Source organism: Labrenzia sp. THAF82, from assembly GCF_009363435.1.
In the GTDB taxonomy this organism is placed as follows: Bacteria; Pseudomonadota; Alphaproteobacteria; order Rhizobiales; family Stappiaceae; genus Roseibium; species Roseibium porphyridii.
Genome location: NZ_CP045354.1, coordinates 4,819,943 through 4,837,140 on the forward strand (window position 1 = coordinate 4,819,943; position 17,198 = coordinate 4,837,140).

A 17,198-nucleotide genomic window follows, 5' to 3' on the forward strand; every position below is an offset into this window, starting at 1 on the left:
TTGTTTTTCAGCAAAAAAATCTGCCCCGCCGAACTAATAGTGCGGCGGAGCCTGTGATCTTAATCAGCAGCTTAGACGAATAGGAAGTCATCCTGATCAAGTGATGACAGTTGCACGCTTTTCATGGAGATTTCAGTTGTTCCAAAAAGAATATGGGCGTCTGAGCCCACAGCTTCCAGAATAAGATCGGCGAATGAAGTGGCACCACTCTCAATTCGGATTAGGTCCTCGCCGTCCGTGAAATCGGTAATGTAATCATTGCCACTGGCATCATTGAAGACGAAGGTGTCTGAGCCTGTTCCGCCAGTAAGGATATCATTGCCGAGACCGCCGATAAATGTGTCGTTACCTGCATTGCCCTTGAACAAATCATCACCGGCACCGCCGTCAAAATAGTAGTCGACATCTGAATGGTTCCCATGGACGGTGTCGTCTTTCTCAGCTCCAATGAAACGTTCGAAACCATACCAGGACAGACCGCCCGTCTGGAAATGCGAACCGGCCTCGACAATCATCGTGTCTATTCCGGCACCACCAACGTCACGAGCATTGTTGGTGCCTGCGATTTTGACGATATCGCCGTAACCATAGTAAATGGTGTCATTGCCTGCACCACCAGTAAGCGTATCGCTTCCTGCGCCTCCGATAAGCGTATCGTCGCCGCTGTTCCCGACGAGAACATCATTTCCGGCACCACCGTTTAGGTAATAGTCGACATTTGAATAGTTCCCATGGACGGTGTCGTCTTTCTCAGCTCCAATGAAGCGTTCGAAACCATACCAGGACAGACCGCCCGTCTGGAAATGCGAACCAGCCTCGACAATCATCGTGTCTATTCCGGCACCACCAACGTCACGTGCATTGTTGGTGCCTGCGATTTTGACGATATCGCCGTAACCATAGTAAATGGTGTCATTGCCTGCACCACCAGTAAGCGTATCGCTTCCTGCGCCTCCGATAAGCGTATCGTCGCCGCTGTTCCCGACGAGAACATCATTTCCAGCGCCACCGTGCATCCAGTAGTCTGCGGAACCATCATTCCCGATGACCCTGTCATTCTTTTCTGCACCCTGGAAACTTTCGAAGCCATACCATGAAAGCCCGTCTGTACTGAAGTGAGACCCAGCCTCAATGATAAGTTTGTCGCGTCCAGCTCCACCAATGTCGCGCGCTATGCCATCGGTCCAGAAGTAGTCACCATCCCCATAGTAAATGGTGTCATTGCCGGCACCGCCATACATCTCGTCGCGTCCGGCACCTCCGCGCAATGTGTCGTTGCCATTGTGACCTTTCAGGTAGTCATCGCCGGAACCGCCATGCATCCAATAGTCTACGGAGCCGTCATTGCCGACGACCCGGTCATTCTTTTCTGCACCCTGGAAACTTTCGATGCCATACCACGAAAGCCCGTTTGTGCTGAAGTGAGAACCCGTCTCGATGATTAGTTTGTCGCGTCCAACTCCACCGACGTCACGTGCTATGCCATCGGTCCAGAAGTAGTCGCCATCCCCATAGTAAATGGTGTCATTGCCGGCACCGCCATACATCTCGTCGCGACCGGCACCTCCGCGCAATGTGTCGTTGCCTTTGTCACCTTTCAGGTAGTCATTCCCATCCCCCCCATAGAGGCGATCATCACCTTTTCCACCCAGCAGCACGTCATTTCCGTCTGAGCCATTGAGCGTGTCATTCCCGCCTGCCCCGAGGATGATGTCGTGGCCGGGGTCTGCGGTGAAGGTGTCGTTGCTGTCGGATCGGCGGCGCCACATGTTGTAGTTGACACCGGGTTCGGACGAGAATGAGGAGATGTGCCCGATCCAGTAGCTTTCACCGTTGTCGAAAGCAAGGCGTTCGACGCGAAGATTGTTGTCGGAGAACCAGTATCGAATGGTGACCGAACCAGTCAGAGGGGCCAACCCTCTGGCAGCGGCCGCTGCAGCTTCAGCCGCACTTTCCGCATGGAACTCGATCCGCAAATGATCGCCGGAGCGGATCATGTTCAGATCTTCGATGTCTATGCCTTCGCCGAAGACCAGCGTGTCGCCGTTGGTACCGCTGCCCGTGTCAATGATGACATCATCGCCCTCGTCGCGGTTGACGATGTAGACATCATCTCCAGCACCGCCGCGCAGGCCGTCATTGCCGGTGCCGCCCACCAGAATGTCGGATCCATTGCCTCCGTTCAAAGAATCATTGCCACCCAGGCCGAAGACGGCCTCGTGACTGCCAATGTTCAAGGTCTGGCTTGCGTTTGTGCCGACAAGAGCACTGTCATCACTTGTGTTCAGGTCGAACCCTTCGACACCGAACGAGGCGATGAGATCGTCTTCCTTGACGATCGGCAGCAGGAAGACGTCATAGTTGTTTGTCTTGCCGTGGCCGTTTCCGACAACGATGTGTTCGGCGCTTTCAGAGAGCCCAGCGATGAGAACGGCGCGGCTGGTGCCGGAGGTAAGCTCAGCAAGGTGCTCGCCCAGTTCCCCAAGTGTCGGTTCGCGGCCAAAGGTGTTCTGATAGGCCCGGGCAATGAAGCCCGTGTCGCTCAAGCTGCCATAGCGCGCAGCGTATTCGCCCGATGACAGCAAAGCATTTGCCAGAGCGGTGAGATTCAGCTGGCTGTTGGACGCGTATTGAACCAGAACCTCGATTTCCGAGTTGTCCATCGCCCGGTCAAGAACAGCATCATAAAGACGGGCTGCTTCCGCCAGCAGCCGGTCTTTGGCCGCCATGTCAAAGCGCTCGCTATGCGTGGTGGCAACGCCGTTCTGTGTGGAGGTCATCTCCCAGGTTTCAAGGCCCTGGCCGTCGATCTTGTGGGTGACAAAAATATGGGCCTTCGAAGACGAGGCCCTGACACCATTGTCCCAGTCATAGCTGCCGTTGCCGACAGCGGAACGGGACAGAACCTCACTCACACCATCGCGCAGCACCGTTGTCGTCAATCCATCGGACGAGGTCTTGGTGACAATGCGCTTTTGAACGCCGTTTGCGCCAAAGCCAGTTTCGGTCACCTCCCGGCCGCCGTCTGCTGCGACTTCACTCACGACGGTCTTGTCGGTGACGGAGTTGCCGTCAAAGTCAAAAGTCTCGACGATGGTGCGGCCATCGGCGCTGACGGTCTCGGCATAGCTGGACCGCAAAGTGCCGTCGTCATGCCAGTCCCGGCTGGTCGTGGTGGAAGAGCCGTCAGCGTTGAAGACGGTTTTCGTTTCCGCCGTGGTGTCGATCTCACCATCGCCGTCGCTGTCAGTTTGCGTTGTCGAGGTCAGACCGTTGGCCGAGGTGATCGTTGTCGACTTGAACGCCAGAACCCCGGCACTGCCCTCAAGCTCTTCAAAGACGCGGATTTCATTGCCCGAGGCGTCATAATCGACCACCGTCTTGCGGGTGATGTCGTCACTGCCATTGCCGTCAATATCAAGCCGGTAAAGATCGCTTGTGCCATTGGCGGCCGCTTCCCGGCGGATAACGGCCTCTGTTGCTCCGCCATCTGTCAGATCCGTCCAGGTGGTGGTCTTGTCACCGCTCAGATCGACCGAGGTCTGGATGCGCAGATCCGTGCCCTGGCCATCCTTGCGGTCAATGGTCGTCGTTTGCGAACGCCCATTGGCGCTGACGCTGGTCACCGTGCTGCGCACGCCGTTAAAGTCCATCGTCTCAGTGCTGCCACCGGTCGCACCCAGAACCAGCGCCGTCTCCCGGTCGATGCTGCCGTCCCCATCCATATCGATGAGGGTGTCCGTTTCCAGCCCGTTCGCGCTGGTGGTCACCACCGCGCTGCCCTTCTGGCCGCCCGGACCCCGGGTCACCCAGCTTTCTTCGCGCGACCCGTCATGGCCAAAGCTGATTGTTTTGGTGGTGACAAAGTCATTGCCGCCCTGTCCATCCAGATCCAGCGCCGTTGTCACAATCAGGCCGTCATCGGAAGACGTCATTTCCTCTCGGGCGATGAGCCGACCGGAGCCTGTTTCGTGATCAACCCTGCGGGTGGTTGTCCCGTCAGCGGCAATCTCCGTCGTGTCGTGCATCACCCGCTCGGCGACGCCATTGCCGTCCAGGTCAAACGAAACTGTCCGCTCCAACCCATTGCCGCTTGCCGTGGTGGTGGTCCTGGAGATCGGGTCGCCGGACCCCGAAAAAGCTTCGGCAACCGTCGTCGTGACACCGTCGTCTGCCAGCGTCGTCGTCGTCACCCGGTCATTGACGCCGTCGCCATCCGCATCCACCGACAGGGTCACCGAGCGCCCGTCACCGCTCGTGGTCTCAACGGAACGCATCAGCGTATCGTTGTTCCGGGCCGTTACCGTTTCCGTGGTGGTGATCGAACCGTCCGAAGCAATCGCCGTTGCGCGCACGGAGGTCTCGTCAACGTTGTCGTCGCCGTCAAAATCCTGGGTACGCGTGACGGTCAACCCGTTATCACTGACGGTCTTTTGAGACTTCGACTGCAGCGCACCGTTCTGTGCCTTGACGCTGGTTGTTGTCGTGGTCGAGCCATCCAAATTCAATGTGCGGACGGTTTCCGTGCGGGTCTCATAAGCCCCATTGCCGTCAGCATCCTGATAAGACGTTGCCGACAGGCCGTTGGCGCTGGTGACCGTGCGGACCTGGCTCTGCACGCTGCCATCGGCGGCCTTGTGCTGAACATGGTCCGTCGCAAGCCCGCTGTCGGCAACCGATTGCGTGATGCGAGTATCCGTCTTGCCGTCACCATTGATGTCGGTTTCTGTGATATTGGAACGGCCATTGTCAGAGACCGTTTGGGTCGTGGAACTGCGCAGAACCCCGCCTTCGCGGGTCTCCGTCGTCGTTACCGTGTCGCCATCGGCCTCCAGAACCGTGGATGATGTCTCGATCAGATCATAGCTGCCATTGCCGTCCCGGTCTGTTCTGATCTCGCGGTCCAGACCGTCATCGCTCATCTCGGTCTGGGTTCGATTGATGACTGCCCCGCTCTGCGAGCGGGTCTCAACCGTGCGGGTGGTGCCGCCATCAGCGTCCAGAACGGTTTCGTCATGGATGACCCGTTCAAACGTGCCGTTGCCGTCCGCATCGGTCCGGGTCACCGTCTCCAGGCCATCATCGTTGACGGTGACCGTCGCAGAACTCCGCAGCGAGCCGTCGACGTTTTCGGTTCGCTGAACCGTCGTCTGGCTGCCATCGGCATTCAGCACTGTGGTGCTGCGGCTGACGACATCCGCGTTTCCGTCGCCGTCAAGATCCGTTTGCGTCGTCGTCTCCAGGCCATTGGCGCTGGTGGTGCTGACGCTCTGACCAAGCACCGTGCCGTCATTGGCATAAGTCGTCTCCGTCAGCGTCCTGGAGCCGTCCTCAGCCTCAACCCGCTCAGAGACCACATCATCAGCGCCGTCCCCGTCCCGGTCTTGCCTCACCGTCATGATGCGCCGGTCAGCGCTTTCCGTCGTGACGGTCTTTGAAAGCACGGTCGTGCCATCACCGGCATAGGCAGTGGCCGTCTGTTTGCTGCCGCCATCGGCTTCCAGTTCCAGCGCGGTAACGCTTATCTTTTCAAACGCGCCGTCGCTTTTGCCGTCGACATCCTCCCGCACCGTCCGGGTCAGACCATCGACGCTCGTCTCGGTTTCCACAACAGTGCGCAGCGAGTTGTCCTGGTTCTTCGTCGTCACCGTGCGTTTGGAAGAGCCGTCACCGTTCAGAACCGTTACGTCTTCAACCTGAAGATCAATGTCGCCATCGCCATCCAGATCGCTTTCAGTGCTGCTGCTCAGACCGTCCGCAGACGTCACGCTCGTCACTTTTGCCGAGGCAGATCCATCCGCATTGCGGGTCCAGCTGGTCGCCGTTCTTGCCAGGGTTGTATCGTCGACCGAGACAAAGGACACACGCTCACCGGCATCAAAACTCCCATTCTGGTTCAGATCCACAAAGGTCTCGGAGCTGACTTTGTCGCTGCCGAGCGTTTCCTTGCGCATGGCACGCACGGAGCCGTCGCCATTCAACTGGGTAATCACCTGCTCCCGGCTGCCATCGGCATTCACCGTCGTGGCATCAACCGTCTTCAGGTCAATATCGCCATCCCCGTCCTGGTCCAGCTCCGTTGTCTTCGTCAGTGCATCATCCGACGTGACAGTGATGGAGGACGATTTGAGCGAGCCATCGCCGTTTCGAATCTCCAGCCGCGAGGTGCTGCCGCCTTGCGGCGTCACCGTGATATCCAGGATCTCCCGCTGGTCGATCTGCCCATTGCCATCAAGATCCCGGCTGATGACCTTCGAGCGGTCATCGCTCCCCACCTCCTCGGTCACCTTGGCACGCAGGGAGCCATCCTGATTGGTCACCGCAACCGTTTCCGTGCGGCTGTCATCTGCGTGGACTGCAATCCCTTGCGTTTCCACCGTATCGGCCTGGCCGTCGCCATCCGCGTCAATTCCGTCAACGCGCACAGACCCATCACTGGAGACCGTTTCGCTGCGGCTTTTGATCACCGTGCCGTTCTCGGCCAGATCGCTGATCTCAATCGTCAGGCTGCCATCGGCCTGTTCCGTCCTGACTTCGCGCTGGTTGAACCAGCCGCCGCCCATCGTGTCGCGCTCGATCGTTTCCGTCAGGCCGTCCGCACTCACCGTGGTCACGGTACGGGACTTGAGCACAGCCGTTGCCGCATCGCTGCCCGCAAGGGTCTCTTCCGTTTCCGTTTCGCTGTTATCAGCGTTTTGCACCGTCACGATGGTCTGGATGCGGTCCGTCACCCCATCGCCGTCATCGTCATACCGGTTGGTGATCGATGATCCGTCGGCGCTCGTCGCAGACTGGATCTCATAGGCCTTGCTGCCATCGGCCGCATATGCGGTGGAGACAAGCGTGCGCGTGCCAGTGCCATCGACACTCTCGACCTGCTCAACCCGGTGACCCTGCGCTTCGGAGGCCAGCAGCATGTCACCGACCGTGCCCGTCGTACCGTCGCTCCTCGTAAACGTCGTCTTGCCGGTGATCACAGAGCCGTCGGCAAGCTCGATATTGGTGGCATCCGCCGTCAGGTCGATCGCCGTAATGCCAAGCTCGACCAGCGTTTTTGCCACCGTCGAGCCATCCGCCAGCGTCACCAGAACCTTGAACTTGCCGAACTCCGCATCGCCCGCATCCAGAACGCCGTCGGAATTGCTGTCGAACACGGACGCAAGTGCTTCCAGATCGCTCGTTGCCGTTGGGTCCCATTCGGTAAAGACAAACTGACGTTTTTCCGTAATCCCGTCGCGTCCATCAGGGTCATAAAAAAGGACGCCTTCTCCAGCGTCCGCCCACGCCGTCCGGCGCAAGAACCCGTCCCCACCCGTGTCCAGGAAGATGGTGGAGCGGTCCAACTTGGTGACGTTGATGCCGTTGTCGTCGAGGTCCAGGATGACGGGTTTGATGTTGTGGACCCGGAAGCCTGCCGCGATATAGGTGTGCAGACCTTCAACGGTGAAGTTATAGACGGTATGAACGCCATCGACTTCGGCAATACGCGCGATGGTGTGATGCGTGCCATCTGCGCGGACGATCTGGTCACCGACACTCAGCTTGCCGATCGGTTGATAGCTGCCGTCCGGCAAAAGGAACGGGTGTTCCGGTGTCGTCAGAACGCCGTCAACATCCAGCACCTTGCGTTTGCCATGGATGAAGAGATCCGTGACTTCCCGAGGCTCCAGCGCGCCAAAACCGTCAAACGCCATCACCTGGTCTTCAAGCTGGACTTGCTCAATCGGTTTTTCACGACCATCAGCCAAGAGGATCAAGGTCCCGGCGGCAAAACAGCTCATATTGTCGGAGAAACTCTCACCCGCACCGCTACCGCTATAACCATGGCCGCCACCGCCGTTGTAGCTATCAGAGTAGCTACCCTGGTAACCTCCCCCGCCGTTATTGGAAGACCCGCTCGGGTTACTGTTCCCGCCGCTGTAGTTATCATTGCCCCGGTTGCCACCATCACCGCGGTCGTTGGCACTTGGCTTCGAACGGGGAATAGCCGGTGAATCGCTCTGACGGTAAGCACCAGTTAGTTCAGGTGTAGGCAAATGGGCAGAGGCAGGGATGTCAATCGCATGCCAGCCAGTAGGATTAGAGCTGGCTTGAGCGGTACCGGTGTTTCGATTGGCTCCGGAGGCGGCGCTCGTGCCACCAGCGTCAGGATTGCCATAGGAACTGCCACCGTCGCCTCTACCCGCGTAGTGCGCCCTTGGCAGATCAACGACAGTCTCGGGGCCGTTTAGATCGTAGCCTTCGACGACCGCCTTCGCGAGCGCGTTTTCGGAAAGTCCCTGTAACCAACCTTTTTCGATCTGGTTGGCTATGCGTTCAGCTTCTTCACGTGACATGTTTTCATATCCGCGAGGAACTCTCAGAACATTCCTATCACCGGAGGGAGCACCTATAGGGGTACGGAGCAGTACCTCAATACTGTCCGCTCGCGCTCCGGTGAGCGCACCCCACGTATTACTGAAATCCCATTGGCTCATCCATCCCGCAGAGTAAACGGGTGGGATTTCAGGCTTTGTTACAGTCGGATATTCGGGATAACCTGCGTATTTGTCCGCAAGTGATGCATAGAATTCCCAACCGCCTTGTTCGCCAAGCACATCTAAAGCATTGGTTTCATAACCTTGGATCACCGAACCAATTTGCTCAGTTGAGCGCATTGATGAGACGGAACCCGAAGGCAATGTGGGCAAAGCAGAAAACGGATCACTAACAACCGTGTATGACGGGCCAATACTAAATCCCAGGCCTACGTTTGCCCTACCAACCGTAGCCCCATTTGTTCCCACCGAAATGCCAGGACCAAGCCCTAGCACGGCATCGAAATCCATTGCCACGCCTTCGATTTCTTCCGGCGTGTATCGAGAATTGATCCGCGAAGCCCACAAGCCAAACGTAAAGCTTGTTTTCGGAACTGGGACGCCACCATACGCAAACTGTCCCGAACCTACTGAGTAGGTTGTTCCATCATGATAAAGATAGCCAGTTGTAAATGAAAATGCACCTACTCCACCGGTGATCGACCATCCAGTTGTAGCAACTTCGCCCATAGCCTTAGCCCCCACAGACCAGTGAACTCATTTTTTTGACGAAGACGTCACCCAGAAGCGGAAAAATTAATAAAAAAAGAAAGAAAAATACCGTCTTTGGCTTCTTTTCTGAAAACGCTAAATATATATTAAATAAAGCTTCTTTATTATAAATAATAAACAAAAATAGTAATATCATATATACAGAATAATAAAGAAAATAGAGCCACCATTCACAGTTATACATCTCCATTAAACTTCCCGTTATTCTAAATAATAAATAAAGTGACCAATCCAAGAGAATTTCATGAATTGGTCGAGTTAACTTGTCATTCTCTCGAAGACTAACTGTGCCTTGTCTTCTGAAAACGGGATATCGCGAAAGATCGTGTTTCGATGTGCTTCCCGCGCCAGAAACACCCCGGCGCGATAGTCGCTCTCCGATCCGTTCGCGAGACGAACCGTCATGTTTGATCCTGGTGCTGAAGACAAAGCCCTGTGCTCAGTCGCGCCGCCACCAGACGGCATCTGCTTGCTCGGCAGCACATCCGGCACCCGAAGCTCCCCTTCAGATGCACCCGACTTGTCATCGGATTTGAAACGTCCGTTCCGCAACTCACCTGCCCCATATCAGCGCACCCAGCCGCGCTTTGAATGACCGGCCAAAAGACCGGCCCATTCACCCTGATCAACCGGACGCCTCTTTCCGGTTGCAGCGCCCATGATTAACGCCTTAGTGACTTTTGACAAGCACGTAAAAACACTCTTGAGTTGAAATGACACACTGACGCAGCGGCAATATTTGTAGCGTAAATGCTATTTGAAACCGATTGGCTTCATGCCGCTAGGCGGAGGTCTGAATTGGCCGCCGCCGCCGTCAGGTCGATCGCCGTAATGCCAAGCTCGGCCAGCGTCTTGGCCACCGTCGAGCCATCCGCCAGCGTCACCAGAACCTTGAACTTGCCGAACTCCGCATCGCCCGCATCCAGAACGCCGTCGGAATTGCTGTCGAACACAGAGGCCAGCGCTTCCAGATCGCTCGTTGCCGTCGGGTCCCATTCGGTAAAGACAAACTGACGTTTTTCCGTAATCCCGTCACGTCCGTCCGGATCATAAAAAAGGACGCCGTCTCCAGCGTCCGCCCACGCCGTCCGGCGCAAGAACCCGTCCCCACCCGTGTCGAGGAATATGGTGGAGCGGTCCAAGGCCGTGACATCCAAACCATCGCCGTCAAGATCAAGCAGCACAGGCTTGCCGCCAGATCCGCCATTGCCGCCGGAATTGCCGTCGCTGTCGTTGTTCTTCGCCTTGTTGCCAGTTTCAAATTGCCCTTCATTTTCCGCACGACGGAATTCCCGGGCACTTACCTCACCGTCATTGTCATAATCCCCACGACCAATCCCACGATCAGCAGGATTACTTGACCGGCTCGAATCTGCACGCGAGCCCTCACTATCGCGACCAGAATTGCGGTCGTTCTGGTCATTAATCTGCTTTGCAACTTCACGGCCTTGATCGCGGCCATGTTTGATGGAAGCTTCGAAACGCGAGAACTCTTTCGCGCTCCAATGCGCAGTGGTCCAGGCTGCAGCAGCCTTGTCGCTGAGACCCTCCGTACTCTTTGCCTTGTATTCACTCCAAGAGGCTGCATTGACCTGGCGATTGCTTGCCCCTTCTGCCGCCGCGCCAAATGCAACCGCTTCCGCGCGGCCCTGAGGCATTGAATCGTAGGAACTGTTTTGCGAGAGCCTGTAGGCAGTTACCGCATATCCGTTGACCGGAACGATACCTTCAAGATCAGTGATGGCGTATGCATTTCCGGTTCCGTAATCCTCCTTTTGGAACTCAAAACCCGCGCCATCGTTCCAGGAATCGTTGTGAACACGGACACCGCCGGCGACATAGGTATGGAAATCCTCAACCTCGAAATTGTAGGTCTTCCAGCCTTGCTTAAAGACCGGCTTCAGCGCGAGATTGCCATTCTCCGGATAGGCGTATCCTTCCGCCTGCTCGAACATGTCGGCCGTTGCTGCGCAATAAACAATACGCTCGGATGTAACCTCTGCCTCAGACCCGTCAGCCAGAACAACCCTGCCCTTGCCGCCCGAAACAAGGCTCTCAATCTCCCGGAAACCACCATGAGTCGCCAAAAACTGGTGAGAAGGCGTGGTGACAAGTTCGCGCTCCGCGCCATCCTCAACCCACGTCAGCCGGAGCCATTCCTCCGTAATGTTCGTAAAAGTCCGCACGACCTTTTTGGGAACCAAGAAACCACGGCCAAAATCTGCAAAAGGATCAAAAGAAAGGACAACGTCGCCAATACAGATTTTGCGTATCGGCTTAATCTCGTCATCAATTGTTAGGATGCTTGTAGATCCGGAAAAGCATTTATCCGGAAGCGCAGAGATATAGCTATTGGCGCTTCCAATCAAAACGTCCTTGTGACTACCAACTACAAAACCCCCTTTGGCGGACATCAAGTTCAACATTGCGCCTGTGGGAATATTGTCGAACGGTCCGAACCCATCAAACCAATCAATCCAAGAACCGCCGTGTGCAGCTACCGCTTTGGCGAATGAATAGCAATGATTGTCAAACTCCCAACTATACGGACCCAATGTTCCGTCGGCATCCCTCAAAGCGCGAGTTGCAAACTCTAGTGCCCGTTGATAACCGCCCTCGTCCAATGGAAGGATAGTACCGGTAGCTGGTGTCCCTTTTCCCGCAACTTCATTCAGCCGAGACACCATGTTTTGGAAGCTCGTACCGTCGATTTTTCCATCGACTATTCTTAAGTCTGAAACACCATGTGATTGCACTTTTCCTATCGGATTGTCTTTCTCATCCCGACCATATCTTCCAAACTCAAAATACCTAGTATTGCCAGTTGAACCTTGAACGATCACAACACCGGCGTGACCGAGACCACCTACCGCAGGGCCTGACGGCGTAGCAATTGGATAGTTAGTCCAAACGATTGGAATAGCATAGTCAGTCATTTTACTTCCCAAGTAGAGGAATTAATAATATTACCTGGCCAATTTCGATCTAGATAAACTCTTTCACCATCGATAATCCAATAATCTTCACTTCCGTAACCTTGATAATTTCTGCAATTAAGTTCTTTTCTTGAGTCTTTGGCGCATAATTTAATTCTGAAAGATAGATTCCCTGTATCCAAATTTTCTCTTTGAACTAAACAGCAATTATTTGAACTATTGGATCTGACGGAAAGTCTTATCAATCCATCGTCGAAATATCTTTGTTCACAGAACTTCTCTTCAAGTTTAACTTCGTCACAACTTTGAGCGGCGAGATGAACTGGCGAATGTTGATCTATCAACGCAGGAATCAAATAAAATAGAGACACAAAAAACAAGACAACGCCAACCAGGAAAGTGAATTTTAGCCATTTTCTTAGTTCTACTTTCAATCGTTGCTCCTATGCTCGTCCCTTCAGCGTCTGATTTAGCTGATACTCGAAAATTGCTCGACTTTGAGTTCTTTCTAAAAAGAACTAAATCATGACAAGTAATTCCCCCCAACAGTCACCATCCCACATCGCCGGAAGAACCTGTCAGCCTCTTCCGCGTTGTCACCGTTCGTCACATGCACCATAAAATGCGCACAGCCTCGCTCCTTGGCCCAGTGGCGCACTGCCTGCACCAATCGAAGTGCCACTTTCCCACCAAGCATCGTGCCGGTAAGCCTCCGGGAAATGTTCAGCGTCTGCACCGTCGCAATTAAAGCGCCGGTGCCTAAGAAGTATTCGCCAGCATGCACCGAGGCAAAGCCGTGTAGGCCGTCTTCCGAAAGCAGCTCATCATCGCTTGGGACGGCGTAGATCAAGCCAAACCGGCCCGGTTCTGCTATGGCCTTCTCGAAGACCGCCCGTGCCTTGTCTTCTGAAAACGGAATGTCGCGAAAGATCGTGTTTCGATGCGCTTCCTGCGCCAGAAACACTCCGGCACGACAATCGCTCTCAGACCCATTGGCAAGCCGCACGGTCATGTTTGATTTTGGACGCGGGGACACGGGCGCTTGCCCGGATTAAACTCCACCGACTTGCCCAGGGTCATCCGGCGGCAAAGCCTCTTCTGGTAGCTGAGATACCACCTCAGACACGCACGAATGATCGCCGGAGCTCAAATGCCCATTCTGCAATTCACCTGCCCCATTTCAGCACCTCAAACAGCGCTGTGTTTGGCCAATCAAAAAACCGCCCATTCACCCTGAACGACCGGACGCTTCTCTCCGGTTGCAGCGCCCATGATTAACGCCTTAGTGATTTTTGACAAGCACGTAAAAACTCTTTTGAGTTGAAACGTATGACTAGCCACTTTCTGATTTAGCGTTTTTGATGTAACGCGCAGTATTTACATAGACTGCATAGTAGAATGGAGAGTAAAACCAAAAAGCGAGCGAGCTTGATACCAAATAGGAAAAATAATTAGAAAAATCTCCCAATAAAAATAGAGCAAAAATACCTTTTGAATTTAATTCATCAATTTTCAATTCTAATGGATAGAAAATTTTCAATAAGTAAAGCAAAAATATCGGCATCAAAAAGAAAATAACGCTAACCCACAACTGAGCTATCAATCTGTTTTTGTTAAAAACTTTTTTTGGTAAGTCTAAAAAGTTGAAATTCCGCTTATTAAAACAAATGCATGACATGAAAACGCAAATAGCTGCGTAAAATACAATAAATGCTGAAATTAGTGTCAAATTTAGTAATTCAGAGATAAGGTTTACTAAAATTGCAAATAAGATAATCAAAAAATATGCATATGACCAAAAAAATCCATAAAATGTCATAAACTTGGAGAGGTTAATTCTGTAGGCGACTAGAAAAATTGCAATAAAATTCACCGGTCCAAACGCTATCAAAGGATTACCTATGTAAAGCATCGATGCCAATACTAGAAAAATAAACACTGTTGCAATAACAAAAAAAATCTAATTTAAACCCATCTAATATTTTTTTGAAGGAAACCGTATACATTTTTATTGAGCTTTTCTCACAGTACCACCCATGCTTATTTCATGCTGCTTTATATTGGTGCCCCGCAGGCGCGTAATTTATACCAAAGCACCAATCTTTGTCCGATCGATTGCAATTCGGATTGATGCATTTGTTTTTGCGAGCGCAATCGAGATCTCGGGATTACATAAGGCTGCACTAACTATTGTTAGGCATTTGACTTGCTCCCCTAGCCGGGAGCTTAGAGACTTCCGCAAATGAATCCGAACTGTCACCATAGCTGGATTGCCCTTTCCACAACTCACATGCCCTATGTCAGCGCATCCAAAAGCAACCTTTTTACCTATCAAAGAGACCGGCTTATCCAACCCGATCGACCAGACGTCTCTCACAGGTTACAGCGCGAATGATTAACGCCTTGGCAACTTTTGACAAGCGCCCGATCGCACTTTTGAGTTGAAATGCCACACTGACGCGAGGGCACGAGTCTACATTCAAACGACCCTAGTTTATGAGACCTGGAGCGCTACTAATTCGTGGCAACACTTGTAAGAAAATCGTCGGTCCACAGCACCAGCCCACTGTTCACCGCCGGCTTCTGAAAAAGTCGTTGAGACTTCCCGGGCAGAGGTCGCGCGGTCTCAATGACCGAGGTTGGCTTCCTGGAGCGTTGTCCGTTGTCCATGAGAATACCGGATTGCGGTATGATCCTTATCCTCGCAATTGCCGGTTCCTTTGAAACGCTTTCCAACATCCGTCAGTAAGTCGCCCTTCCGCCGGATAGATCGAACACAGCGCCGGTGGCGAAGCTGTTTTCGCGGTCGCAGAGCCAGGCGATCATGTCGGCGGCTTCCTTGACTTCCAGAAACCGGTTCCTCGGGATCTTGGAGAGCATGTAGTCGATATGCTCTTTGCTCATCTGATCGAAAATGCGCGTGCGAGCGGCAGCCGGGGTGACGGCGTTGACGGCGATGTCGAAAGACGCGCATTCCTTGCCTGCGCTCTTGGCAAGAGCCATCACCGCAGCTTTAGATGCGCTGTAGGCGGACGCGTTGGGATTGCCTTCCTTGCCGGCAACCGAGGCGATCAGGGCAATGCGCCCATAGTTGCGTTGCTTCATTCCCGGAAGAGCGGCCTTCAACATGTGGAATGAGCCGGTGGTGTTGACGTCAAAAATCTGGCGCCAGTCTTCCAGCGGGTAGTCTTCGATCACCGCATTCGGGCCCGCGATCCCTGCCGAGTTCACCAGAATTGAGGGCTCGCCGACCTTGGATACGGTCTCGTCCATCGCCGTTGTGACCGAGGCCCAATTGGAGATGTCGGCGCAGATCGGAACAGCGCCGATCTCTGACGCTGCGGCATTCACTACAGTTTCATCGATGTCCCACAATGCGATTTCAACGCCCTTTTCCCGCAAGCGCTTGGCACATGCCAGACCTATGCCCTGGGCGCCGCCCGTAACAATCGCAATTTCTCGCATGATGATCTCCTGAACGCAGCACCCGTGCCGCCATGATCCGGTCGCTTGGCCTTATGGCGAGACTATCCTCATGACAGCGCCGAGACCACTGATGATGTGCTGGTCACACTGGCGACGTTCTGCATGGCAAAGTTGATTGAAGCCCGATGCCAGTCCGCATTCATGGTGGAACAGGCGTCTTCCGGCACAATGACCTGAAACCCCTTGTCTGCCGCGGTGCGGGCCGTGTGTTCCACGCTCATATTGGTCCAGGATCCTGTGTTGATAATCGTGTCGATGCCGGCGTGGTGAAGATAGCTTTCAAGACGCGACGTCTCCCAACCGCTCATGGACATCTTCTCACATACGAGGTCTCCCGGTCGCGGTTCCAGACCCGGGACCGGTGCAACGCCCCATGTTCCCCGCACAAGGGCATTTTCTCCCTTCAACCCCTGAAAGAGCGGCGCATGTTGGGATAAAAGCGGGTGGCCAGGCTCACAGACCATCCAAATGTGAATGACGGGCATGCCCTTTCGGCGTGCGGCCTCCGCAAGCGCAATCGCGTTGGCAACGACATTCTGGTCGCGTGCATGTTGCGGTGAACCGGTTTCAGCGAAAGCACCGCCGTCCATCATGACGTCGTTTTGCAAGTCCTGAATGAGAAGCGCCGTTTTCTTCGTGTCGATTGCCGGGCACGCCGAAACCAGAAGATCGTTTCCGGCATTTGCCGTTGCCGCAACCGGTGCCCCTGGTTGGGCATTGCCGCCGCCAGCTGTTGGCGTTGCGTACATGAAGGGCTCATTGCGCGGCCTGATTTTTGTCTGGACGCTGTAGACGGATGTGCAGGCGCACATAAAGAGTGTTTGCCAGTCGTCACCGCCCCAATGGAGGTTCGCCACCATTTCGGGCACGTCCACCTTGCCGATCAGCAGCCCTTCAAACGAATAGACCCAGACGCCACCTGGCGCCGTCACCCAGACATTGCCATTGATATCAGCCTTCATGCCATCCGGAACACCGGCTTTGAGCGGGTCCTTGATGCCCGAGGCGAACACGCGGCCGTTCTTGAGCCGGCCATCCTCGCCGACATCAAACATCCGGATGTTCGCCTGGTCCGTGTCGTTGACCCACATCCACCGTTCACAGGGTGAAAAACACAGGCCATTCGGCTGCGTGAACATGTAACGGTCCGACACCAGGATCGCTTCATCGCCCGGCCGATGGTCCGCAGGCAGCATGTAAACGCCCTGAAACCCTTGCTGAAGAGGCCGCGGCACACCGAAATGTTCAAGCCGTCCATAGGTCGGGTCGGTGAAGTAGATTGTCCCGTCGGATTTGACCACAATATCGTTGGGTGAATTGAGTTCCTTGCCTTCAAAGTGAGAGGCAAGAACCTCGCGGGTGCCGTCTGTTCGAAACCGGGCAACGGAACTTGTCGCATGTTCACAAACGAGAAGGTTCAGCTCCGCGTCGTAGGTCATGCCGTTGCCCTTGTTTGAGGGCCGCAAATATTCGCTCACGCCGGTTTCCGGCGTCCATTTCCGTCTGACGTCTCCGGGCATATCGGAGAACAGGAGATACTTCTCCGCCGGGTGCCAGATCGGCCCCTCCGTGAACACAAATCCTGTCCCGATCTGATTGACCGGAGCAAATTCGTCCATCAGGTCCCGGAATTTCGGGTCAACAACAGTGTGGCCCATGGGCTCCTCCCAATTTCACCCTTTGCCGG

General features: G+C 54.5%; 7 protein-coding genes. All 7 read right to left on the reverse strand.

All coding sequences use genetic code 11. The features are described 5' to 3' along the window. Positions 1-71: 71 nt before the first annotated feature. Positions 72-8,336, reverse strand: a complete 8,265-nt coding sequence (locus FIV00_RS22175) for a DUF4214 domain-containing protein (protein WP_173006101.1) — start codon at positions 8,334-8,336, stop codon at positions 72-74. A gap of 1,011 nt (positions 8,337-9,347) precedes the next feature. Continuing rightward, positions 9,348-9,641, reverse strand: coding sequence for a hypothetical protein (locus tag FIV00_RS22180; RefSeq protein ID WP_152502794.1), 294 nt, complete (start codon positions 9,639-9,641; stop codon positions 9,348-9,350). 221 nt (positions 9,642-9,862) lie between these two features. Further along, on the reverse strand, positions 9,863-12,025 hold the full coding sequence (locus tag FIV00_RS22185) for a Hint domain-containing protein (protein ID WP_152502795.1): 2,163 nt from the start codon (positions 12,023-12,025) through the stop codon (positions 9,863-9,865). After that, positions 12,022-12,459, reverse strand: a complete 438-nt coding sequence (locus tag FIV00_RS22190) for a hypothetical protein (protein ID WP_152502796.1) — start codon at positions 12,457-12,459, stop codon at positions 12,022-12,024. Before FIV00_RS22190 ends, FIV00_RS22185 begins: the two co-directional genes overlap by 4 nt. A gap of 89 nt (positions 12,460-12,548) precedes the next feature. Then, on the reverse strand, positions 12,549-13,061 hold the full coding sequence (locus tag FIV00_RS22195; protein ID WP_152502797.1) for a GNAT family N-acetyltransferase: 513 nt from the start codon (positions 13,059-13,061) through the stop codon (positions 12,549-12,551). Between the two features lie 1,706 nt (positions 13,062-14,767). After that, positions 14,768-15,490: an SDR family NAD(P)-dependent oxidoreductase gene (locus FIV00_RS22200; RefSeq protein ID WP_152502798.1), complete on the reverse strand. Its 723-nt coding sequence runs from the start codon at positions 15,488-15,490 to the stop codon at positions 14,768-14,770. Positions 15,491-15,558: 68 nt separating this feature from the next. Next, positions 15,559-17,169, reverse strand: coding sequence for an isochorismatase family protein (locus FIV00_RS22205; protein WP_152502799.1), 1,611 nt, complete (start codon positions 17,167-17,169; stop codon positions 15,559-15,561). Between the last annotated feature and the right edge of the window lie 29 nt (positions 17,170-17,198).

Excerpts from the sequence above, each read along its gene's own strand:
- FIV00_RS22175 (WP_173006101.1), bottom strand. The coding sequence starts at position 8,336 with ATGTCACGTGAAGAAGCTGAACGCATAGCCAACCAGATCGAAAAAGGT.
- FIV00_RS22185 (WP_152502795.1), bottom strand. The coding sequence starts at position 12,025 with ATGACTGACTATGCTATTCCAATCGTTTGGACTAACTATCCAATTGCT.
- FIV00_RS22205 (WP_152502799.1), bottom strand. The coding sequence starts at position 17,169 with ATGGGCCACACTGTTGTTGACCCGAAATTCCGGGACCTGATGGACGAA.
- FIV00_RS22200 (WP_152502798.1), bottom strand. The coding sequence starts at position 15,490 with ATGCGAGAAATTGCGATTGTTACGGGCGGCGCCCAGGGCATAGGTCTG.